The sequence below is a fragment of the Chryseobacterium sp. KBW03 genome (assembly GCF_003852415.1).
Classification (GTDB): Bacteria; Bacteroidota; Bacteroidia; order Flavobacteriales; family Weeksellaceae; genus Chryseobacterium; species Chryseobacterium viscerum.
The window spans coordinates 66,542-88,471 of sequence record NZ_QAJO01000007.1 but is presented as its reverse complement, the minus strand read 5'-3'; the positions used below and the strand labels follow the sequence as shown (position 1 = coordinate 88,471).

Genomic DNA, 21,930 nt, shown 5'->3' with positions numbered 1-21,930 from the left:
TTATGACGACTAAAACCATTGAACTCAACTTATTTCAGGAAAACATCAAATACCTTTCAACAGGTGACCTTGGGAATTTTATTGCTGTAACCTCCCAAAACAGAATCGTTACCCTTGGTATAAAAACCCCATTAGAATTAGGGGTTGATATTGTAATGGCTAAAATCATTAATGAAGAAAAAATTTTAATTGTATTTCATCATCCAAACTCAGTAGAAAATGCTTTAATCATTGACTATGAGGGAAACTGTAAAGTAAAATTTAATATTGGGAACTCAATTAATGATATCAAAATAAATGGCAAAAAAATCATTGTCTCCTATTTTGACGAAGGCGTTTTAAAAGGTTACAAACCGGATTATGATGCTTTGGCTGTATTCAATCTTAATGGAAAACAAGTCTTTGGTTTTAATTCAAGCACTTTAAATGATAAATTGATAGACTGTTATTGTGTTGCCAATCAAGGGAATGGAAAAGTCATTTTTAATGGCTATGGAAATTTTTCATTGCAGGAACTGGACCTGAACAATTTGAATCTTATCAGCCATAAAGTCCCTACCGGTTGTATAGGTGCACAATCTGTATCCACAAAATCTGGCAATATTATATTTCATTCTACCTATAAAGACAAAACAAGTTTTTTTATTTGGAATCTAAAATCAGATGAATTTCATCAAATAAATTCTGAATTTAAAAATCTCCGATCTACAGAAAATGGAGTATTTTATAAAGTGGATAAAAAATCATTCACGCTTATCAGTCCTCTTGAATAAATGACTTTGTGGATAAATCAATCTAAATTTTTTATATATGAAAAGAAGCCTTCTGTTTTTATTACCTCTTACTTTTCTATTATTCTCAACACGGCCATTGATTGCTCAAAGCATCGATTTGAAAAAAATAGAGCAGATTCCCGACAGTGTAAAAATTGAGAATATTGTAATCCTTAATTTATTTAAACATCAGCTTCTTGCTCATAAAAACAATAAATATGACTCTACAAGGATTGTTAATAATGTTTATCTACCCCATAAAAAACTTTGGGACAGTTGCTATGGGGTAATCTTTGGTGAAGAAAATGGACGGCTTTTCAACAATCCAAAGGGCATGATCTCCTGGAATAAAACATTGTACAGAGACAATAAAAAACAGTTTGAAGAAAAAACCCATCTTCTTTTAGGTATTAATGTTGAAAAAACATTTAAGAAAACACTCACAAAATTCAGAACATTGGTTCCTTTTCAGCCAAAAGCTAAAATAAGTTTGCTGTTTACTCCTTTGACAGGAATTGCTTTTGGCGGCTGTAATGATGAGCAGTTTGCATTAGAGCTCAACAATAAAGGACTAGACATTCTCTATGCGCTTGAAAAAGGTCTTCCTCATGAGCTGAACCACATCGTATATGAACATTTCCGAAAAGCTGATCTGGATGGAGAATCTGCTTTGAGCCAAACCATCGATGAAGGTTTTGCCTGCTATTTTGCGTATGTATTTTTCGACAGGAAGATAGGAAAATATGAAGCTGTTGAAAATATGACTCAGGAAAACTGGGCCTGGTATATTAAAAATGAAAAAGAAATTTTCACAAAGCTGAAACCCTATTTTTCCGATACCTCCGGTAATAATCCCTTACTTCGAAATGATCAGCTTAAATTATTTCCGGAAGCTCCGAAATCTATAAACTATTGGCTTGGATTCAGAATTATTGAAAAATATGTAGAAAAACACGGTTCAGATTCATGGAAAGATGTTTATAACATGACTCCAAAAGACCTCTTGGAAAAGAGTGGCTATGAAAAATATATCGAAAGCTTATAGTTATCCACAATACTATCATCATTATAAAAAAATCAACTTCACAGAAAGACTATAATTTATTGATTTAATGATCACTTGAGCTCAAAACAGCTATCTATCCACCTATTATTAAAATATGTGGATAACTTTTCACATACCTATTACCCCTTGTGGATAAAGTATGGATAACTTTTTAATTACTGCAGAAAATGGATATAATCAACTTATATTTAAAAACTTACAATACATATCGGTTTTTGCAGGATTTCCACAATATAAAATCATGTGGATAAGTTTTGTGGATAAGTTATCCACCTTTTTTTTACATAATTTTCATAATAACGAACATTGATCCATCATTATTTTTGAATTGTTTTTTGTAAATTGCATTAGAAAAACAATTCACCTATAATAGAAATAAATTATTTAAATCAAAATTAAAATACTGATTTAAAGAAAAATATACTTAAAAATAAACCAAATGACAATAATTTAACATTCCCACTCAGTCGAAAAAACATTAGAATTGATCAGATAAAAAATAAAACACATTTCAAATTTTAAATAAGCTGATTACCCACAAGAAAAAAAGTTATCCACAAATGAAAAATAAATTTAGTAACCTAATAACCCCTCATTCACATGACAACAACCGACATCCAAAAAAACATCATTCCCTATCTTGGAGAAGCAGCACCGTACATCATTATTCCTGAAAACATTAGTTTCAGAGACCATAAGATTGAAACAGAAATAAAAAACTGGAATTTTGAAAACGAAAATTTCTCTCACCTGGTAAAGCTATTATTTTCACTAGGAAGCCTTGGTCTGTATAAGCTTCTTAATGATAACAGCAGGGAGAAAATTTATTTCCTGGGAGAAAAAGTAAGAATCAGAAAATTATCTTTCAAAGAACCCCAAGCGGCTACTATCACCAACGAAAGCATTCTTGAATCTGACAGAAAAGGGAAATCTTATATTCATATAAGAGACAGCCAATCCGATGAACTTCTATATACCGGTGAATTAGATTATTATATTGTAGCTCAGGAAGCATTTGAGCTTTTTTATAAAGATCTGCACACTACAGCTCCGGTGGAGTATCATGACAAGAACCTCCCTCAAAGTAAAATAATCAATACGGAAGTTCCCCATCATTTTACTATTTCAACAGAACCTTTTACCTCCAACCAGTGTAAAGGACATTTTGAAAATTATCCTATTGTCCCTTTTGCATTTATAGCCAATTGTATTTTAAAGGAGATATTTAACTTCCTCAACAGGGAAATGTCCTACGAAATAGAAAGCCTTGAAGGATATGCCTCAAATGCACTTCCAACAGGGATTACTTTCCTGACTGAAGTTTTCCACCAAAAATATTTGAAAAACCTGATTTACTTCAAATGTGAGATAAAAGATACTTCCGGAAATTCATACGGAGTGCTTATTTTCAGTATTAAATCAAAAAAATAAAAACAAACACTGCCATGATGCAGTGTTTATTTTTTTATATTAGAACGATATTAACACAAAATTAAACCAGAAAAGTTCATAAATAAAAATACAATTCAATGTATAACACTACAATCCAAAAACAATGGTTCTCGGAAGGGGAACACTATGCAAAAGAAATCAATGAAATGATTGAGTTTGGTGAAAAAAACGGATGGGAAAACTGGAAAGGTAAAGAACCTGAAGACAAAAGATCAGAAATTGTCCGCGAAGTTTTTGAATTACTTAAGACTGCCAATAAAAATGGAGAAACAGAAGTTTTCAGAGTGCATTTTCCTCCTGCTCATACCCCTATCATTCCGTTAATGGAAAATAAAGCTCAGAATATTGAACATCTACACTTTATTTCTGATGAAAAAATAGTTTTCATGACAGGCAGTTCTTATGAAAAAAGGCAGGCTTATCTTCTTGATCAGGAGATGATCACTAAGCTTGATGAAAACATCCATGCTATCGGGAAATCCAAGCAGGGAGATGTTTTTGCAATCGCAGATTCACATAGAATTTCCTTATACAAAGGTTGGAACGGAGACCTCATCAATGAATTTGAATTGGATGAAAACCCCGATTTTGGAATTACTGATATATACCCTTTCAATGACGGAAGCAAAGTCGTTGTTGTTTCCTCAGACGGGATTTTCCTGATTTCAAACAGGGAGAAAAAACTCATCCACCCAATCAATGAAGATGAAGAAGAAGACTGGAGTTCTCAGATCGATATGGAAAATGCAGCATTATCCAACGACAACGCTTATATCGTAGTCGGAGACCAGGGTTATGATCACAGAATATTGGATCATGAAGGCAATACATTAGGAGCTATAGGACCACAATCGTCTTATCCTCATTTCTGCCTGTTTGCAAAAGATGACAGCCAGTTGATTACCAATTCATGTCATTTCTACAATGGGATTACTATTGGCATCAATGCTGATCAATATGTAGGGGCAGATATTGAAGCGTACACAGAAAGTGATGACTTCACAGTCATTGATGAAGAAATGAGAGTATACGAAGGGGTTGCTGCAAAAGATTATTATATTCTGGGAGATGCCTATGGCTACATCAAAGCATTTGATAAAAACGGGAAACAGCTTTGGAGACACTTTTTAGGCTCTACCATTACCGGAATGGCCCTTTCTGACGATGAAGAAACACTATGGGTAGCCGCCCACTCAGGTATTCTGCACAAACTAAAATTAGGAAAAGGACACAGGGATACCCATACCATTGGCAACGGAAAACTTTATGAAGAATTCAGATTGCTGATCTGGAAAGATGAGCCACAGATCTGGAAATGGTAAATAACTGACTAAAAATGACTGCATCAGTACTCAACTCAACATTAGCGTGCAGTCATTCCCCCCCCCTTTCAAATTAAATAATAGATTCAGCTTTAAGAGTCTTTTTGTAAATTAGGCTTACAAACATAACACACCAATTCAACAGTTTTACATGGAAAAATATGCAATATCCTCAGACGGTCTGAAAGTCCATTATAAAGAATCCGGAAACGGAAATACAACATTGATCTTCATCCACGGATGGCTTGGCAACACCGAATGGTGGACCGACTCTCAGAAATTTTTCAGCAATCAATATCATATTGTACAGATGGATCTTGCGGGACACGGAAAATCTGATTCATCAAGACAGGAATGGACAAGTTCCGGATATGCGGATGACATTAAAGCTGTTGCTGATGCTCTCAATTCAAATGAAATTATTCTTGTAGGACATTCTATGTCCGGAGCTTACGTACTTGAGGCTTCATTAAAAATCCCACAGGTACAAGCTTTAATTCTGGTTGATACCCTAAAAAATCTGGATGAAGCTTTTACGGAACAGCAGGCTGAAGAAATTTTATTTACTCAGTACATGAAAGATTTTAAATATGCTGTGGAAAACTTCCTGCCTCAATATTTATTCGTTGAGCAAACTCCTGCTGATGTAAAAGAAAGATTGCAGCACGAATTTCTTCAGAATGCTCCTGAACTGGCAATTAATCTACTCAGACCTTTATATAAAACTGATTTCAATACCATTGCAAAACAGGTTCAGGTCCCTGTAATAGCCATCAATTCTGATGCTTCTCCTACGAATCTGGAAGCCAACCGCAAATATTTGAAAAACTATGATTACGTAATCATTGAAGGAGTTGGCCATTATCCTATGCTGGAAAAGCCTGAAGAATTCAATACGATCTTAGACAATGTATTAAAAACAGTTTGAAAGCAGAACACGACACAGGAAGGGATTATTAAACAATTTACAGATCTGTCAGAAGGGAAGCTCGCTGCTGAAGAGTGGGCTGAATGGTTTAATGCCTATAAAGATGATATAGAAAAAATCTGTGGCAGAAGAGCTTTTCTTAGTATAAAACCTAAAGAAAGCTTCAGTGGTATCAGAAACCTATACATAGGACAATTAGGAGCTTTTGAATGGTTAAAATCCCAAAATAGAACTCCTCATTTATCAGACCTTTATCAAAAAGGATGGGAAAAGGAATTTGAGGATTTTTGTCAACAAGAAAAACAAAAAGAAAAGCAGCTTCAGAAAGCCGTTGAAGATAAGTTTGGCTACTTGAAATATATATATCCTAAGTTTTTCAAACAGCTCACAAAATCATACAGTGATTCTGATTGTATTGAGATGGGTGTACAACCCGATATGATTAAAGCCAAAGAAAAAGAACTCTCTATACAACTTACAGATGAGCTGTCCATTTTTTTTCAAAATATTTCAAAGCTTATACTGGAAGGAGTAGAAATTAACTTTACAGAGCTGGCTGATGAAACAATTCAAAAAAAACAGTATTTGACCTTAGGTGAATTTTGGCTGTATGGTGATGGAGATCAGTTGCTTTACAATTTAGAGAATCACCACATTTATATTTTTGCCCACGAAAACCAACCTCCTAAAGCAATAAAAGTTGCCAATTCATTCACCGACTTTATTGAGAAAAAACTGGTAACTTATTTAAAAGAATATGAATAACTATGGCTAAACCCAATAAAACCAACGAAACAGACGTAAACGTAACCGATTTCATTAACTCATTTGTAGAAAAAGAGCAAAAAAAAGCAGACAGCTTTCAATTAATAGAACTGATGAGCGAATGGTCTGGATTTGAGCCTAAAATGTGGGGACCAACCATTATAGGGTTTGGCAGTTATCATTATAAATATGCAAGCGGACATGAAGGCGATATGCCTCTCATTGGGTTTTCACCACGTAAAGCAGAATTTTCCCTCTATGTGTATTCCCCAACTGAAGAAAGTAAGCTTTTGTTAGATGACTTTGGAACATTTAAAATGGGAAAAGCCTGCATCTACATCAAAAAGCTTTCTGATATCAACATTAGCACCTTAGAAAAAATGTGCAAAGCAACCATTGCTTATTTAAATGAAAATCATGAATGTGCCTGTAGAGAAAAATAAGGCAAGCTAATTAATAATAAATCTCTTCTCCAATTCAAAAAACTTCCCGAAATTAGCGGTCTGTGCGTTAAATATAATTCAATGAAATAAAAATTTAAATTACAACATACAACAAAACTTAGTATAAGTTTTCTTCGGGGCAGGGTGAGATTCCCTACCGGCGGTTACAGTCCGCGACTCCTTTCTTCGGAAAGGACTGATCTGGTGAAATTCCGGAACCGACAGTTAAAGTCTGGATGGGAGAAGAAAATGAGATGACCAATAAGATTCCTTATGGACTCTTGCTGTGTCGTATTTCATTTCCATGTACCGAAGACTATTTTAACTTTTAAAAGTAAAATAACATGGAAAAATTATTAGAACAATTCGGAGCTACCTCCAAAGAACGTGTAGAAAAAGCACTTCAAACATTACAAAAGGGAAAAGGTATTCTTTTAGTGGATGATGAAAACCGCGAAAACGAAGGTGATATCATCTTTCCCGCTTCTACAATTACAGAACAGGACATGGCACTTCTGATCCGCGAATGCAGCGGTATCGTCTGCTTATGCATTTCTGAGGAAAAAAGCCGCCACCTCAACCTTCGTCCGATGGTGGAAAACAACAATTCAAAAAATCAAACTGCATTTACTATTTCTATTGAAGCCAGAGAAGGCGTGGAATCAGGGGTTTCAGCTAAAGACCGTGTAACAACGATCAGAACAGCTGTAGCGGGAGATGCTCAGGCAGAACATATTGCGAGCCCGGGACACGTTTTTCCTCTGATCGCCAGAGAAGGGGGTGTATTTGAAAGACGCGGCCATACCGAAGGCAGTGTAGATCTTGTAAAAATGGCCAATCTGGGCAACGATGCCGTACTTTGTGAACTGACAAATGAAGATGGTTCTATGGCAAGGCTTCCGGAAATCGTAGACTTCGCCCTCAAAAAAGGGATGTGCGTCGTGACCATCGAAGATATTTATGCATACCGTAAAATGGTGATGAGCAACTAAACTTAAATATATTTAACGTACAGAACCGCCGGATGATATGATCGTTCGGCGGTTTCTTTAAATATTTAACCAAAAACAAGTTAAATTAAAATTCGAATTGTGTTTTTAATTAACTTTAACAAAAAAATTACTATGAAAAAATCTATACTCATTCTATTGGGAACTTCTGCCATGCTTTCTGCGCAGATTACGCTGACAAAAGCAGCCAATGACCCTATTTCGGGAGATATTGTTAACTACAATCAATTAAACGGAACTGTAAACAACTCTGCAACAGGTGCTAATGTTACGTTTTCAAACGGAAGCCTTACGATGGGTGCTTCTTCACAAACTACCTATTCTGCTCCTACTTCTCCTGAACTCACAACATTTCCGGGTTCTACAATTAAAATGGTAGATGGAACAACAACTATTTATTATAAAGCATCTGCAACTAAGCTGGAAATTACAGGAATTGTAAATCCACAGGCTACTTTAAACTTCAGTGTAGATAACGGTACTTATAATAATTATCCGACAGCCTATGGACCGGCTCAGAATGACACTGCTAAAGGAACCTTCACTTCATCTGTTGCCAACGGATTGTTCAGCGGTACTCTGGCAACTCAGGCAGATGCATACGGAACATTGATTGTAGGAAATCAGACATACAGTAACGTTCTTAGAGTAAAGTATACTCAGAACTTTAATTTATATGCATCTTTTGATGTTATTTATGCCAACCCGATCGGAACAGTTACCAATACAGCATATGCTTATTATGACGCTTCTCACAGATATGCCTTATTGAGCAATACAAGTGGAAATATCAGTGTACCATTGCTAGGGATCAACCAGTCGACTTCAAGTGCACAGGCTTTAAGCGAAACATTCCTGTCTATCAGCAATGCGGCAAAGAAGGAGAATTTAATCGTTTATCCTAACCCGGCACAGGATTTTATTGGCTTTAAAGGAAATACCGATAATTATTCAAAAGCAAATATTTACAGCCTGGATGGAAAATTGGTTAAAACTTCAGATGTAAAATCAGGAAACATACAAATCTCAGACCTTCCGCCAGCTTCTTATTTTATTGAGATCAGCGGAAAAAATACGGCTGATAAAAAGAATACAAAATTCATTAAGAAATAAAAAAAAAATCCCGTTCAACAGATTGAACGGGATTTTTTTGGTAGGGAAGCTGGAGGTTGGAGGATGGAAGCTATTTCAGCCTAAGAACAGATAGAGCTCAGTCTTTATTCTTTTCTAGCAAAATAATAATCTGCAGTAATGGTCTGCACTATATGAACTCCCCTCTTCCAGCTACCCACCTCCATCCTATTTTCAAAATTATTTCTAAAAAGTAGCTGCAGGAGCAGTTTCATTATTAAGCTTTCGCTGAATCTCTGTCTTTTTACCTTTTGAAAAATCATAACTTAGTCCTAGAACAAACATTGATTTATTGTTCATAATCTGGGTATGAACTTTATAGTCTACTAAACTTTCCGGCAAACTTTTCGTTTTATATTCCGATGGCATTCCTATCCAGTACATTCCTGTAGAAAATGTCCAGTTTTTGTGTTTATAGCTGATAAAAATATTATTCTGATTTTCGTTGGTATTAAGAAAGGCTCCACTAAGATTATATACAGGAATATTGAACTGGTATTGAACAGAAAATGATTTATATTCCGAGGAAAGCGAAAAATAATTTCCTAAATAATCATTTTTGATCAAAGCCCCTTTACTTGTCCTCACGGTCTCAGAAGTCGGTGTGATCACAGCTTTTATAACAAGCAGGCTATTTCCGAAAGGTTTATAAGACCCCGTCAGCTGTACTCCATATCGCTGTCCATTTTTTCCGTTTTCATACGTCAGCGCGTAGCCTCCCAATACATCATCCTGAACGTAATATTGATTGATCACCCTGTTGGTATACCGGTAAAATAGGCCTGCATTAAAATCAAAATATTTATTATTAAAAGAATATGTCAGGTTATTAGAAAAGACCTGCTGAGATTCTAAAAAAGGATTTCCTCTTTGAACAATATTAGGCGCCAGCTGCGCAACGTTGCTACTCAAAGCATTACTCCATGGGCTTACAGGATTATAACTTGCTGTAAACCGAAGATTCTGATTTCCTTTAATCTGATATGCCAGAATAACCTTTGGAGTAAAGGTCCATTCATCAAAAGTATTCTCTGCACTTTTGTTGTGAATATTTGTAAGTCCGGCTCCAATACGATAACTGAATTTATCTATTTTTCCTGCAAACTCAGTGTACAAATACTGCTCCAGATAGGTAACATTGTATTGAGAATATCCGGCAAGATTATTCAGGTCATTGGAAATAGACGATCTTGAAATACGATATCCGGATGAAAGTTTTCCTGCTTTGAAATCATGGGTATGAGCCAGCTCTCCCACCAGACTCGTCTGTTTTGCTTTCAGAACCATATCATTGTCATATACTGAAAGTCCTGACCCAACCACCCATTCTTTGGCTGTTTCCGATGTATTGGTTGTATAATGAGACCCCACCACATTAATGCTCAGCTCATCTTTTTCACCCATCTTTTTAGAATAATAAAGATCCAGCTTGGGAATCACATAATCTGAATTATTATTTTTAAACATCTCGTGTTCTTCTTTCAGATTGTCCTCTGTAAAGACACTCTGCCCTACTCCTTTTGAAAATCTGCTGAAAATATCCATATTCAGTTTTGCCTGAAAAGCATAATCATCAGGAACAAGCCTGGTATAACGCAAGGCAACATTCTGGAATGTATATCCAAAATGATCGGTTCTGTTTTCATCAGAACGGTAATGATTTCCGTTCAGCTGATAATCATAGACACTATTTACCCTTCTGTCATTATAATCTCTCAAATTCAGGGAATATTCAAGTCCGAAATTATTTTTCCCTTTGGTATAATTGGCGTAGGCAGAACCATTCACGAATCCGGTATTGGGAGCAGTAGAAATATCAGCTCCGAAAACATACCCCGTTTCCGTAGATCTTGTCAGAATATTGACCACAGTATCTGCCCGTGTTGCCCATCTTGCAGGCGGAATATCATAATATTCTACTTTGACAACCTCACTGGGAGCAACGCTTCGGATCTGCATGTCTGTAGCTTCAATTCCGTTGATAAGAAATAGTGTAGTTCCTCCTTTGGTACTGGTAATTGTATTGGCTACCGGATCCAGTTGTAATTCGGGAAGTGTACGAAGCAGATCCTTTGCATAGCGTGCTCTTTCCAGGGCTTCTTTATCAAAAGTATAAACGGCTTTATCGGCAAACTGTTTTTTACGTTGTGATTTCAAAATAACTTCCTGAATTTCTTTGGTTGCTGAAGCATCAGCCGTATCATTTTTTTTCTCCTGGGAAAAAATAAAAGTTCCGCAAAGAAAGAATATGGTATAAATAGTTTTTTTCATGTCTGATGATGAATTATACTATTAGGACAATTAATCACCGATGTATATTACATTTACAATCATAACCTAATAAAATTATCAATAAATTTTCTTTAAATTCTAATTATTATGTTAAATTCAGCCCGTTTTTTGCTGGTATTTTTTTACATCACAAAATATAGAGTCATGAAAAAAGCATTCATATTAATTCCGTGCTTCCTGTTTTCTGCGTTGGAAGCTCAGGAAATTGAAAACAGTTCGGCAGAAAAGATGAATATCGTCAAGACCAATGTCACGGCTTACGCATTCAGAAATATCAATCTGTCTTATGAGCGGGCCATCAACCAATGGTTTTCAGTGAACATCGGCTTCGGAACGATGCCGGAAGGAAAAGTGCCTTTCATCAATGCCTTTCTGAAAGATGAAGACGAGAAAAGATTCCAGAATCTTAGAGTAAAAGCTACGAATTTCACCATAGAACCAAGGTTTTACATTGGAAAAGGCTATGGAAAAGGATTTTATTTTGCACCGTATTACAGATATTCAAGTGTTACTTCCAATACTTTTGATTTTTATTATGATTACAATGGTCCTAATTCAATTACCTATCAAATCCCGCTTAAAGGTCAGGGAGACACTAATGGAAACAGCGGAGGATTAATGGTCGGAGTTCAGTTCTTTCTGACCAGAAGTCAGAATCTTGTACTGGATTTCTGGATCGCGGGAGCTCACTATGGAAGCGGAAAAGGAGACTTTACGATGACCTCCGATTATGTACTGACTCCTGATATGCAGGCTCAGCTTAAAAAAGAAATTGAAAACCTGGACATTCCATTTGTAAAGTATTCGGTAGAAACCAATGCCAATGGAGCCAGAATAAAAGTGGACGGACCATGGGCTGGTTTCAGAAGCGGGCTTTCTATAGGATATAGGTTTTAAAATATACAACCCCGTAATATTCAAACCGTTCTTTTTCAGAGCGGTTTATTTTTTTATGAAATTTGTATCTTGGATGCCATTATTACAAAACTTGCCTGAAAATAATATCTATGAACCCGACCTCTATTACCACCGCTCAAAGAATCAAAGCCATCATAGGCGGATCTATCGGAAATCTTGTCGAATGGTATGACTGGTATGCCTATGCAGCCTTTGCCATTTATTTTTCACATTCTTTTTTCCCGGACTCTGACCTTAATGCACAACTGATGAATACCGCAGGAATATTTGCTGTAGGTTTTCTTATGCGTCCTATTGGCGGATGGATGTTCGGGAGTATTGCAGATAAGGTGGGAAGAAAGAAAGCGATGACCCTTTCGGTGTTGCTTATGTCTTTCGGATCTCTGCTTATTGCGCTTACCCCAACTTATCAATCAATCGGTATTCTGGCTCCCTTATTACTTTTGCTTGCAAGATTGCTTCAGGGATTGAGTGTAGGCGGAGAATATGGTGTTTCGGCAACGTACCTCAGCGAAATGGCTACACAGGAGAGAAGAGGGTTTTATTCAAGTTTTCAATACGTCACTCTGATTGGCGGACAGCTTATCGCTTTGGGAATTCAGCTTATTTTACAGAAATTACTGCTGACTGAAGCTCAACTGGAAGATTGGGGATGGAGAATTCCTTTTGTGATTGGGGCTATGCTTTCTATCATTGCATTGTACCTTCGGGCTAATCTTCATGAAACGGAAGCTTTTGAGAATAAAAAAGAGGTGAGTGAAAAGAAAAAAGGAACTGTGAAGGAACTCCTGAAACACCCGAAAGCCTTGCTTACCGTTATAGGACTAACTTTAGGGGGAACATTAGCATTTTATACCTATACGACTTATATGCAGAAATTCCTGGTAAATACGGTACATCTTACGAAGGAAGAATCTACCCTAGTCTCTTTTATTTCATTATTTATATTTGCCTGTCTTCAGCCCGTATTTGGAGCATTATCCGACAAGATCGGAAGAAGACCTCTTCTTTTAGGCTTTGGTATCCTGGGAACTTTATGTACTGTTCCGCTTCTTACAGCACTCAGTACAACGACTTCAATGTGGGCTGCATTTTCACTGATTATGGCCGCTTTAATTATTGTAAGCGGATACACTTCTATCAATGCCGTAGTAAAGGCTGAGCTTTTCCCTTCCGAAATCAGGGCACTTGGTGTAGGATTACCTTATGCAGTTACAGTAGCGGTATTTGGGGGAACTGCAGAATATATCGCTCTTTGGTTTAAAAAGATTGGTTCTGAAGAATACTTTTACTGGTACATTACCGGATGTATTCTTTTTTCTCTGGTGGTGTATATCGGAATGAAAGATACCAGAAAGACCTCAACACTGGATAAAGATTAATATTATATACCCTTATAAAAAACATGCGCCACAGAGGATCTGTGGCGCATGTTCTATTTTTTAATGATAGGCTTGCTTAAATTTTTCAATCATACTGTCCAGATTATGACGCTGAACATATATACTTTTTACCTCCTCATACCTCGGCGATTTGTAGAAAACCTCATGGAAATCCATACTACCGTTTCCTACTTTTACAACTTTCTGTACTTCGATATTCAACTTTCTCAATTCGTCTTTAAAGACTTTAAATTCATCTTGTATACTACTACTCATTAATATTTTTTGGTTTTTTAGTTAAAAATTACATTTACCCCTCTCAATGTTAGGGGTAACCTCTCAAATTCCGAATAAAGTTAGTAAATTTATCAACACAAAATAACACTTTGATAATATTTTATTGTATTTTTTACAAATTGTCAGAGAATATCATTCAATTGATACATATTTTGTATTTTTAACTCTTCGAAAAATTGTAACAACGCTATACAATCCATGAATATCAAAGCATTCTTCTTATTATTCTTTTTAATACAGCTTAGCTTTTTACAAGCTCAGAAGCTGGAATTCAAAGCACCGGATTATGCTTTAATTCAAAAAAATATTGAGAATAAAAACTCAGAATTCTATTATCCGGAACTTTTAAAAAGTTTAAAAAAGAATGATACGCTTCTTACAAGCAATCAATACCGTCATCTTTACTTCGGCTATACCTTCCAAAAAGAATATAAACCTTATAAAATAGGGAAGAAAGCGGAAGAAGTAGCCAAATATTATCGTGGCGAAGGTATTTCACAAAAAGATCTTTCGAAAGGAATCCGGCTGTTTCTGGATGCTTTGGATGAAAACCCACTGGATCTGCGTGCCATGAATTATCTCGCTTATTTGTACCATTTGAATAATGACGATAACACTGCCAAAAAAATTGCAGGAAACTTCCACGGGTTATTAGGAGCAATTCTTACTTCCGGTGATGGTTTGACATGTGAAACAGGTTTTCATATCATTTCCGTTACTGATGAATATGTACTTTTGAACAGATTTCAAATGGAAACCAAAGCACAAAGCCACAATGGAAAATGTGATTATCAGGAATTCGAAAAAGGCAAATATAAAATCCCGGGGTTTTATTTTGATATCAGCAGATTCTATGGAAGAATATTAGATTAATAGTCCTGTGTTTTTTATACCATTTCATCTATTACAAATAGCACCTATCAATTTTTATAAAAATAAATTTCATATGATTTCGCCCTAATGATAAGGGTTTCGGAGAAGGGAAAATATTTTTTTTCAAAAAAAATAAATTTTTGTGTAACATTTTTTAACGGTTCGTCTCTAAAAGACAAATAAACCTTAAAACTTTAGAAATCATGAAAAAATTCACATTCCTTCTTATCATCATGTTATTTTTTTTAGCAGTATGCAATATATTCGGACAGGAAACAGCATATCCTTTTGACGTAAAGAAAACCGGAAAAGGAACTCAGTCTTTACTATTTATTCCGGGGTTTGCTTCCTCAGGAGAGGTATGGAACGAAACAACTGCAAAATTTGAAAAAGACTTTACCTGTTACACCTTAACAATGGCCGGGTTTGCAGGAACAAAACCACAGGCAGATGTCAGCTTTAAAGGGTGGGAAAAAGCAATTGCCACTTATATAAAGACTCATAAAATTGACAAACCTATTATCATCGGACACAGCATGGGAGGAGGCCTTGCTCTGGCAATTGCAGCAGACTATCCGGAGCTTGTAGGTAAGATCGTCATTGTAGATACTCTTCCTTGTCTGGCAGCATTATCTGATCCTAATTTCACTTCTAAGGAAAATAACGACTGTAGCTCTACCATCGAGAAATTAACAGCGATGAATGATGAGCAGTTCCGTAAAATGCAGACCCAGACTATCCCGCGCCTATTGGCTGATTCTTCTATGCAGGAAACAGTGATCGGTTGGAGTATGAAATCAGACCGTAAAACATTTGCCAAAATGTACTGTGATTTTTCCAATACCGATCTCAGAGAAAAAATAAAAAATGTACAGTGTCCTTCGCTTATTCTTTTGGAGTCATTTTTCGTAAATTTAAAACCTTCAATCGAAGAGCAATATAAAAACCTGAAAAACACCAATATGCAGTATGCTTCAAAAGGTTTACATTTCATTATGTATGATGATAAAGATTGGTATTTTAATCAGCTTACTCACTTTTTATCTGCGAAATAATGGTTTTTGAGGAGATATACGAACTCTACTGGCAAAGGATATTCCGTCTATGCATGGGATATGTGAATGATACTGACCTCGCTCAGGATCTTGCTCAGGAAACATTTATCATTGTGTGGCAGCAGCTCCCGAAATTCAGGAATGAATCCAGTGTAGGAACATGGATCTTCAGAATTGCTTCTAATAACTGTCTCCGGCAGATTGAAAAGGAAAAGAAATTTACCAAAACTGATTTACCCATCAACCTGGAAGAGAAAAAGCAGGAATCCATGGAACCTCAGATACAATTGCTGTATCAATTTATCTCAGAATTGCCTGAAACGGACAGAATCATCATTTCATTGGAACTGGAAGAGGTAAAGCAGGCTGAAATAGCCCACATTGTTGGACTTTCAGAATCTAATATCCGGGTAAAAATTCACAGGATAAAAGAAAAATTAACGCAAAAGTTTAAAGAAAATGGCTACTAATATAGATTTAAAAAATATATGGAAGCAGCAGACTTCCAGCAAACCTAATCTGGAAGAGCTTCTCGGAAAGCTGAAAAAATTCAGAAACCAAAATCTACGCAGATTGATCTTTGCCAACATTGGATTAATCACCACTTCATTATTAATTCTTTTCATCTGGTACCGTTACCAGCCTCAAATGATTACTACAAAGATCGGTATCGTACTGGTTATTCTGGCCATGGTCATGTTCCTGTTTGTCTATAACAAAATGTTTATGGTGTTTTACAAAATTGATCAGACGCAGTCCAATAATGAGTATCTCCAAAGTTTATATGTGGTAAAAAGCAAACAGAAGTTTATGCAGACAACGATACTCAACTTGTATTTCATCATGCTGTTTCTGGGAATTTGCTTTTATATGTATGAATACACTTCAAGAATGACTCTTGGCTCAGGTATTCTGACCTATGCCGTAACATTTGCTTGGATTGCTTTCAACTGGTTTTATCTGAGACCAAGAACCATAAAGAAGCAACAAGGGAAACTTAACGAATTAATCGATAAATTTGAAGAGATCAATAATCAATTAAAAAACTCATGAGTTCTTCTGACAACAAAAAACACTGGGAAAACGTATACGAAACCAAAAATCCTGATCAGGTAAGCTGGACCCAGAAAAAACCACAGACCTCGCTTGACTTTATCAAGTCATCAGGATTGGAAAAAGGAGCCCGCATCATTGATATTGGCGGCGGAGATAGCAGTCTCGTTGATTTTCTCCTTGAAGAAGGCTATGAAAATATCACAGTCCTTGACATCTCCGCCAAAGCTTTGGAAAAAGCGAAAGAAAGACTGGGAGATACAGCCGCTAAAGTAAAATGGATCGCCACAGATATTACTGCATTTGAACCGATGGAAACCTATGACATCTGGCATGACAGGGCAGCTTTTCATTTTCTGACCACTCAGGAACAGGTTTCAAAATATATTGATATTGCAGAGAAGAACGTGAATACCTTTATGATCCTCGGAACTTTTTCTAAAAACGGTCCCACGAAATGCAGCGGATTGGATATTCAGCAGTATGATGAAGAGTCATTATCGGGAAAATTTGAAGCAGGTTTTGACAAGATAAAATGTATTACTGAAGATCATATGACTCCTTTTGGAACCACTCAGAATTTTGTTTTCTGTAGTTTTAAAAAGCGTTAATTATTTATAAGTATTTTTTATTTATTTTTAGATTCACAACTCTTAAATGAAAAATACTATGAAAAAATTATTATTTCTGCTTATTTCAGGAGCATTCTGCTCTCATTTTTATTCACAAAGTTTGGAATTTCAGGAATGCGGGACCGATGAATTAATGAAAAAACATTATGAAAGGTATCCTGAGGAGAAAGCACAGGATGATGCTTTCAACCTGAAATTATCAAAAATGATCAAAAGCGGAAAACTCGCTTCCAAGCTCAACAACCAGGTGTATGAAATTCCTGTTGTTGTACATGTTGTAGGGGATGGAAGTGCTGTAGGTACGACCAATAATAAGTCTGATGCCGATATCATTGCTTGGGTAAATTATACCAACGGGGTTTTTGCCGGCAACTCTACCAGTGGAATGTCCGGAACAAGTGCTGTTCTTCCTGTGAAATTTGTTTTCGCAACCAAGGATCCCAGCTGTAATGCGACCAATGGAATCAACAGAATCAATGCATCCACACTTCCAAAATATGTAAGCGGAGGGGTAAATAACGATAATACCACCAATGCTGTAACGGCTTCTGAGATTACCGCAATGGGAATGTGGGATACTTCAAAATATTACAATATCTATGTTGTTAAAAAACTGACATCCAACTCCGGAGGCCTGAATGGTTTTGCGTATTATCCCGGAGGAAGCAATGACTATGCTTTTATGGCTACTAGTGCTTCTGCCGTGAATGCTCAGACTTTAGCCCATGAATTCGGACATGCTTTAGGTCTCAGACATACGCATCAGGGATATAATGAAACGACAGGAGACTGCCCTGTAAACAACGACTGTACATTGGATGGAGATCTTGTTTGTGATACAGAGCCTATGAAAAGTCTTTATCACTCTACTGTTCCTCATACCTGCCAGACAGGACAGATTAATCCTTGTACCAATCAGTTATACAGTGGAGGGGAAAGAAATGTGATGGCATATACATACTGTTTCAGAAATTTATTTACCCAGGGGCAAACCGACAGAGCAACGGCACAGCTTTTACAATACAGACTGTCATTAATCAATTCACCGGTAGCCTCTACAACTACTATTAATAACAGTGCAACATTAACGAATGCGTGTACTCCTGCTTCAATCACGAATCCTGGGGGATACAATGTAGGGATTACTTCAGTAAAATTCGGCAGCATCAACAATTACTCCAGTAATTTTAAACAGGCTGCCAATAATTTTTATGAAAACTTTACCGGCACTTATTGCTCAGGTATCTCAAAAACCACTATTCCTCAAAACTCCGCTACAACCCTTACTGTAGCTCCGGGAACAAACAATGCTCACGTTATCAAAGCGTATATTGATTATAATAATGACGGTCAGTTTAGTGAATCTACAGAATTGGTTCTTAACCAAACCGGGGTGAGTAACGGCTCATTTGCAACTGCTCAGGTAACCCCTCCAGCTAATGCGGTCCTCAATACTCCTTTAAGGATGAGAGTGATTGGTGAATTCAATGGTACGGCTGTAACAGCCTGCTATACTCCAAAATACGGACAGGTGGAAGATTATTCTGTAATTATTGAATCTCAGGGCTTATTAGCAGTAGAAAATGCAGGATTGAAAAATGCACCTTCTATTTTTAAAGATGAAAATTCTGTATCGGTAAGAAGTCATACGAAAATCTCTTCAGTGCATATTTATGATGCTTCAGGAAGGTTATTGATGAGAAAAACGGATGTCAAATCTTCAGAATTCAAATATACGGTTGATCAGAAGAATCTGGTTATTACTGTAACTGCAGTCCTGGAAGATGGAAAAGTGATCACTAAAAAATTAAAATTCTAACATTCATTCATAAAAACAGTCTCAACTTTATAAAGCCACAAAAGTCACAAAAGCTTTCGTTTTAAAATTCTTTAGTCCACATTAAGTAAGTTTAAAAGATGTCACAGGAAAGCTCACATAAGATGAATATCAAAGATTTTTACAAAACTTAGGTGTACTTATGATGCATAAAGCTTGGTTCTAAAAAAACTTAAGCGTTTAAAAATTTGTGTCTTTTGTGGTTAAAATAATCAATGTAATGGTTGTTCTGCTTCATAAAAAAAAGAGAGTCATTGATGGCTCTCTTTTTTGTTTATTTAATTTCTCAGGAATGATTTCTTCCTGGATTATGATTCTTTTTCTTCCTCCACTTCTACTTCGTGACGCAGCTGAGCTTTGTACAGAGTAGAGTAATATCCGTTTTTATCAAGAAGCTCAAGATGCTTGCCTTCTTCCACAATTTTCCCATGCTCCATTACAATGATCTTATCGGCCTTTTCAATCGTAGAAAGTCTGTGGGCAATAATAATGGACGTTCTGTTTTTGGTAATTTTTTCTGTTGCTCGCTGAATCAGCTTTTCACTTTCATGGTCTATGGAAGACGTTGCTTCATCCAGAATTAAAATTTTAGGATCGGATAAATAAGCTCTCAGGAAAGACAGTAATTGTCTCTGACCTAATGAGATGGATGAACCTCTTTCACTTACTACATAATCATATCCGCCTGGAAGCTGCTCGATAAACTGATCTACTTCAATTTCTCTGGCCCCAGCTTTTATTTTATCAAGCGTTATGCTGTCATCCCCGAACGCAAGGTTTTCAAAAATACTTCCATGGAAAAGGAAAACATCCTGCAATACCACTCCGATATGGCTTCTCAGATTATAAAGCTCATAATCTTTTAAATCAATATCATCAATCAGAATATTCCCGGAATTGATATCATATAATCTTGTGATCAAGCTGATAATAGTAGATTTTCCGGCACCTGTCGCCCCTACAATCGCTACCGTTTCGCCCGGATTTACTTTAAAATCAATTCCTTTCAGAACTTCCTGTTTCTCATCATAGGCAAAATGCACTTTCTGGAATTCAATTTTTCCGGCAAAATGATCTTTCTTCACCGTTCCGTGGTTCGGCATTGAATTTTCTTCATCCATTAATCCCAACACTCTTTCTGCTCCTACAATTCCTCTCTGGATATTATTGAAACGGTCTGCAATCTGCCTCAAAGGACGGATCAACATTGAAATATACTGAATAAAGGCAATTACTACTCCGGCACTGATCGTAATATAACCGCCGTAGAAAAGGATAAATCCTATGAATAATGAAGAGATAAGCTCCACTACAGGAAAGAATAGTGAGAAAATAAATACTGTTCTCAACAATGCTCCTTTCAATGTAATATTGATGTCATCAAATTTCTTAAACTCAGATTCCTGTCTGTTGAATACTTGAATAATCGACATTCCGGCCAGCCTTTCCTGAACAAAAGAGTTTTGATTGGACGTCCAGTTTCTTTCATCCCCAAAAGCTTTTTTAAGTCTTTTCTGGAAGAATCTTGTAATAAGCACCATTAAAGGTAAAATAGCCAGCGTAATATAACTCAGGTGAACATTGGTACTGAACATCATCACCAATACAAACAGAATTCTCAGAATATCCCCGAATACCATCAGGAAACCATCTGTATACACTGTAGCAATTGTTTCCACATCTCCTACAGCACGCGTTACTAACTGCCCGATAGGTGTTTTATCAAAAAATGAGGTCTTGAAATAAATTAGCTTGGCATATAATCTTTCTCTTATATCTCTGATTACATTCTGCGAGATAAAATTTGAGAAATAAACCAAGAAAAAGTTTAAAATCGTTTCTGCAAATACCAACCCTACAAGGATATAGATATGTTTCATCATCAAAGCTTTATCATGCAGCTTTGTAATATCGTTATCCACCACCTGCATAGTAAGATAAGGTCTATAAGTAGAAACTATTGAAAGGATGATGGAAATTACAAGAGTAAGGATGAACCATGAACGAAATTTCATTCCGATAAAGAACAGCCTTTTTATAATCTCCCAGGTATCTTGTTTTTTCATTGTACGAATCGAAAGAAAGAATTAAAATAAAATTCTATGCAAAAATAAGACTTTATAAATTGCCAGCCTTTACAACTTCAACAAATCGTCATAGAAAATTTCAGATACCTATGATTTACAATATGAATATATTAAGCATGCTTTTGTATCCAGCCCAAAACATATCCTGCTACTTCTTCCCAATTTTTTTCTCCACAAATGAAATGACTTCTGCCTGCAAACTCTTTGAAACCAACAATACTATTGGAATCTTAATTTCTGATACTAAAAAGAGAAATGTTCCGGTCCTTACTGATCAATAGTCTTCCCTATTTCTTCAATTTCAATTGTTTTTGTTGGTCTTTCTCTTATAAATTTGTTTTCAAGAAGTTTATAAACTCCCCAAACTGCCACAATAGAGATTAGCCAACTTAGGATGTTAATTCCTGAAAAACCTGTATAATTTACATTATCTAAAGATTCAGGATCTGTTGAAGCTAAATAAACACCATAGCTGAGTCCTAAAATAATCTGGGTTCCCAAATAAATACCTATTGCCAAAAGACCGTAGTGCCATTTTGTTTTCCCAAATCTTTCTGCTAGCTGTGCATAATATCGGTAGGCACCGATAAGAATGAAAATTGATAACATGATTA

21 protein-coding genes and 1 riboswitch are annotated in these 21,930 nt (G+C 36.1%); of the genes, 17 read left to right on the top strand and 4 right to left on the bottom strand.

All coding sequences use genetic code 11. The annotated features are described in order from the left end of the window. Positions 1-2 precede the first annotated feature (2 nt). The 9 genes from DBR39_RS16340 to DBR39_RS16300 all read left to right on the top strand — a co-directional run bounded on the left by DBR39_RS16340 (position 3) and on the right by DBR39_RS16300 (position 8,872). Entirely contained in the window at positions 3-773 is a 771-nt protein-coding gene (locus tag DBR39_RS16340; protein ID WP_124534858.1) for a hypothetical protein, read from the top strand. Positions 774-810: 37 nt separating this feature from the next. Continuing rightward, complete coding sequence (locus DBR39_RS16335; protein ID WP_124534857.1) at positions 811-1,818, top strand: DUF2268 domain-containing putative Zn-dependent protease; 1,008 nt, start codon at positions 811-813, stop codon at positions 1,816-1,818. Positions 1,819-2,439: 621 nt separating this feature from the next. Continuing rightward, complete coding sequence (locus tag DBR39_RS16330; RefSeq protein WP_124534855.1) at positions 2,440-3,270, top strand: hypothetical protein; 831 nt, start codon at positions 2,440-2,442, stop codon at positions 3,268-3,270. Positions 3,271-3,368: 98 nt separating this feature from the next. Continuing rightward, entirely contained in the window at positions 3,369-4,613 is a 1,245-nt protein-coding gene (locus DBR39_RS16325; RefSeq protein WP_124534853.1) for a hypothetical protein, read from the top strand. Positions 4,614-4,764: 151 nt separating this feature from the next. Beyond that, positions 4,765-5,541: an alpha/beta fold hydrolase gene (locus DBR39_RS16320; protein ID WP_124534852.1), complete on the top strand. Its 777-nt coding sequence runs from the start codon at positions 4,765-4,767 to the stop codon at positions 5,539-5,541. A 351-nt stretch (positions 5,542-5,892) separates the two neighbouring features. After that, a complete protein-coding gene (locus tag DBR39_RS16315) occupies positions 5,893-6,306 on the top strand; it encodes an SMI1/KNR4 family protein (RefSeq protein ID WP_124534850.1) in 414 nt (137 codons plus the stop codon). 2 nt (positions 6,307-6,308) lie between these two features. After that, positions 6,309-6,749 carry a DUF1801 domain-containing protein gene (locus DBR39_RS16310; RefSeq protein WP_124534848.1) on the top strand — a complete coding sequence of 147 codons (441 nt, stop codon included), beginning with the start codon at positions 6,309-6,311 and terminating at the stop codon, positions 6,747-6,749. 126 nt (positions 6,750-6,875) lie between these two features. Further along, positions 6,876-7,001, top strand: a riboswitch (FMN riboswitch). Between the two features lie 92 nt (positions 7,002-7,093). Next, a complete protein-coding gene (gene ribB / locus DBR39_RS16305) occupies positions 7,094-7,741 on the top strand; it encodes a 3,4-dihydroxy-2-butanone-4-phosphate synthase (RefSeq protein WP_124534846.1) in 648 nt (215 codons plus the stop codon). A 132-nt stretch (positions 7,742-7,873) separates the two neighbouring features. Continuing rightward, complete coding sequence (locus DBR39_RS16300) at positions 7,874-8,872, top strand: T9SS type A sorting domain-containing protein (protein ID WP_124534844.1); 999 nt, start codon at positions 7,874-7,876, stop codon at positions 8,870-8,872. A 204-nt stretch (positions 8,873-9,076) separates the two neighbouring features. On the opposite strand, the gene DBR39_RS16295 is transcribed toward DBR39_RS16300, so the two are convergent. Next, on the bottom strand, positions 9,077-11,161 hold the full coding sequence (locus DBR39_RS16295; protein ID WP_124534842.1) for a TonB-dependent receptor domain-containing protein: 2,085 nt from the start codon (positions 11,159-11,161) through the stop codon (positions 9,077-9,079). Between the two features lie 165 nt (positions 11,162-11,326). Between DBR39_RS16295 and DBR39_RS16290 the strand changes: the two genes are divergently transcribed. Further along, complete coding sequence (locus tag DBR39_RS16290) at positions 11,327-12,079, top strand: DUF3575 domain-containing protein (protein WP_228447853.1); 753 nt, start codon at positions 11,327-11,329, stop codon at positions 12,077-12,079. Between the two features lie 110 nt (positions 12,080-12,189). Continuing rightward, positions 12,190-13,482 carry an MFS transporter gene (locus DBR39_RS16285; RefSeq protein WP_124534838.1) on the top strand — a complete coding sequence of 431 codons (1,293 nt, stop codon included), beginning with the start codon at positions 12,190-12,192 and terminating at the stop codon, positions 13,480-13,482. Positions 13,483-13,542: 60 nt separating this feature from the next. Here the strand turns inward: DBR39_RS16285 and DBR39_RS16280 are convergent, their stop codons facing one another. Continuing rightward, positions 13,543-13,758, bottom strand: coding sequence for a hypothetical protein (locus DBR39_RS16280; RefSeq protein WP_034696179.1), 216 nt, complete (start codon positions 13,756-13,758; stop codon positions 13,543-13,545). A gap of 219 nt (positions 13,759-13,977) precedes the next feature. On the opposite strand from DBR39_RS16280, the gene DBR39_RS16275 reads away from it, so the two are divergent. From DBR39_RS16275 to DBR39_RS16250, 6 genes are all read left to right on the top strand, one after another. Further along, positions 13,978-14,652, top strand: a complete 675-nt coding sequence (locus DBR39_RS16275) for a DUF4919 domain-containing protein (RefSeq protein ID WP_124534836.1) — start codon at positions 13,978-13,980, stop codon at positions 14,650-14,652. Positions 14,653-14,855: 203 nt separating this feature from the next. After that, positions 14,856-15,707 carry an alpha/beta fold hydrolase gene (locus DBR39_RS16270; protein ID WP_124534834.1) on the top strand — a complete coding sequence of 284 codons (852 nt, stop codon included), beginning with the start codon at positions 14,856-14,858 and terminating at the stop codon, positions 15,705-15,707. Beyond that, entirely contained in the window at positions 15,707-16,177 is a 471-nt protein-coding gene (locus DBR39_RS16265; protein WP_124534832.1) for an RNA polymerase sigma factor, read from the top strand. The genes DBR39_RS16270 and DBR39_RS16265 overlap by 1 nt, the downstream gene beginning before the upstream one ends. Continuing rightward, positions 16,167-16,760 carry a hypothetical protein gene (locus tag DBR39_RS16260; protein WP_124534830.1) on the top strand — a complete coding sequence of 198 codons (594 nt, stop codon included), beginning with the start codon at positions 16,167-16,169 and terminating at the stop codon, positions 16,758-16,760. The genes DBR39_RS16265 and DBR39_RS16260 overlap by 11 nt, the downstream gene beginning before the upstream one ends. Continuing rightward, entirely contained in the window at positions 16,757-17,371 is a 615-nt protein-coding gene (locus DBR39_RS16255) for a class I SAM-dependent methyltransferase (RefSeq protein WP_124534828.1), read from the top strand. The genes DBR39_RS16260 and DBR39_RS16255 overlap by 4 nt, the downstream gene beginning before the upstream one ends. Before the next feature lie 58 nt (positions 17,372-17,429). Then, positions 17,430-19,211 carry a M43 family zinc metalloprotease gene (locus DBR39_RS16250; RefSeq protein WP_185147204.1) on the top strand — a complete coding sequence of 594 codons (1,782 nt, stop codon included), beginning with the start codon at positions 17,430-17,432 and terminating at the stop codon, positions 19,209-19,211. Between the two features lie 326 nt (positions 19,212-19,537). Here the strand turns inward: DBR39_RS16250 and DBR39_RS16245 are convergent, their stop codons facing one another. Together DBR39_RS16245 and DBR39_RS16235 are read right to left on the bottom strand one after the other, a co-directional pair. Beyond that, positions 19,538-21,295, bottom strand: a complete 1,758-nt coding sequence (locus tag DBR39_RS16245; protein ID WP_124534824.1) for an ABC transporter ATP-binding protein — start codon at positions 21,293-21,295, stop codon at positions 19,538-19,540. 288 nt (positions 21,296-21,583) lie between these two features. Next, positions 21,584-21,925, bottom strand: coding sequence for a hypothetical protein (locus tag DBR39_RS16235; protein WP_103231912.1), 342 nt, complete (start codon positions 21,923-21,925; stop codon positions 21,584-21,586). Positions 21,926-21,930: the final 5 nt, after the last annotated feature.

Excerpts from the sequence above, each read along its gene's own strand:
- DBR39_RS16340 (WP_124534858.1), top strand. The coding sequence starts at position 3 with ATGACGACTAAAACCATTGAACTCAACTTATTTCAGGAAAACATCAAA.
- DBR39_RS16335 (WP_124534857.1), top strand. The coding sequence starts at position 811 with ATGAAAAGAAGCCTTCTGTTTTTATTACCTCTTACTTTTCTATTATTC.
- DBR39_RS16330 (WP_124534855.1), top strand. The coding sequence starts at position 2,440 with ATGACAACAACCGACATCCAAAAAAACATCATTCCCTATCTTGGAGAA.
- DBR39_RS16325 (WP_124534853.1), top strand. The coding sequence starts at position 3,369 with ATGTATAACACTACAATCCAAAAACAATGGTTCTCGGAAGGGGAACAC.
- DBR39_RS16320 (WP_124534852.1), top strand. The coding sequence starts at position 4,765 with ATGGAAAAATATGCAATATCCTCAGACGGTCTGAAAGTCCATTATAAA.
- DBR39_RS16310 (WP_124534848.1), top strand. The coding sequence starts at position 6,309 with ATGGCTAAACCCAATAAAACCAACGAAACAGACGTAAACGTAACCGAT.
- ribB (WP_124534846.1), top strand. The coding sequence starts at position 7,094 with ATGGAAAAATTATTAGAACAATTCGGAGCTACCTCCAAAGAACGTGTA.
- DBR39_RS16300 (WP_124534844.1), top strand. The coding sequence starts at position 7,874 with ATGAAAAAATCTATACTCATTCTATTGGGAACTTCTGCCATGCTTTCT.
- DBR39_RS16295 (WP_124534842.1), bottom strand. The coding sequence starts at position 11,161 with ATGAAAAAAACTATTTATACCATATTCTTTCTTTGCGGAACTTTTATT.
- DBR39_RS16290 (WP_228447853.1), top strand. The coding sequence starts at position 11,327 with ATGAAAAAAGCATTCATATTAATTCCGTGCTTCCTGTTTTCTGCGTTG.
- DBR39_RS16285 (WP_124534838.1), top strand. The coding sequence starts at position 12,190 with ATGAACCCGACCTCTATTACCACCGCTCAAAGAATCAAAGCCATCATA.
- DBR39_RS16280 (WP_034696179.1), bottom strand. The coding sequence starts at position 13,758 with ATGAGTAGTAGTATACAAGATGAATTTAAAGTCTTTAAAGACGAATTG.
- DBR39_RS16275 (WP_124534836.1), top strand. The coding sequence starts at position 13,978 with ATGAATATCAAAGCATTCTTCTTATTATTCTTTTTAATACAGCTTAGC.
- DBR39_RS16270 (WP_124534834.1), top strand. The coding sequence starts at position 14,856 with ATGAAAAAATTCACATTCCTTCTTATCATCATGTTATTTTTTTTAGCA.
- DBR39_RS16265 (WP_124534832.1), top strand. The coding sequence starts at position 15,707 with ATGGTTTTTGAGGAGATATACGAACTCTACTGGCAAAGGATATTCCGT.
- DBR39_RS16260 (WP_124534830.1), top strand. The coding sequence starts at position 16,167 with ATGGCTACTAATATAGATTTAAAAAATATATGGAAGCAGCAGACTTCC.
- DBR39_RS16255 (WP_124534828.1), top strand. The coding sequence starts at position 16,757 with ATGAGTTCTTCTGACAACAAAAAACACTGGGAAAACGTATACGAAACC.
- DBR39_RS16250 (WP_185147204.1), top strand. The coding sequence starts at position 17,430 with ATGAAAAAATTATTATTTCTGCTTATTTCAGGAGCATTCTGCTCTCAT.
- DBR39_RS16245 (WP_124534824.1), bottom strand. The coding sequence starts at position 21,295 with ATGAAAAAACAAGATACCTGGGAGATTATAAAAAGGCTGTTCTTTATC.
- DBR39_RS16235 (WP_103231912.1), bottom strand. The coding sequence starts at position 21,925 with ATGTTATCAATTTTCATTCTTATCGGTGCCTACCGATATTATGCACAG.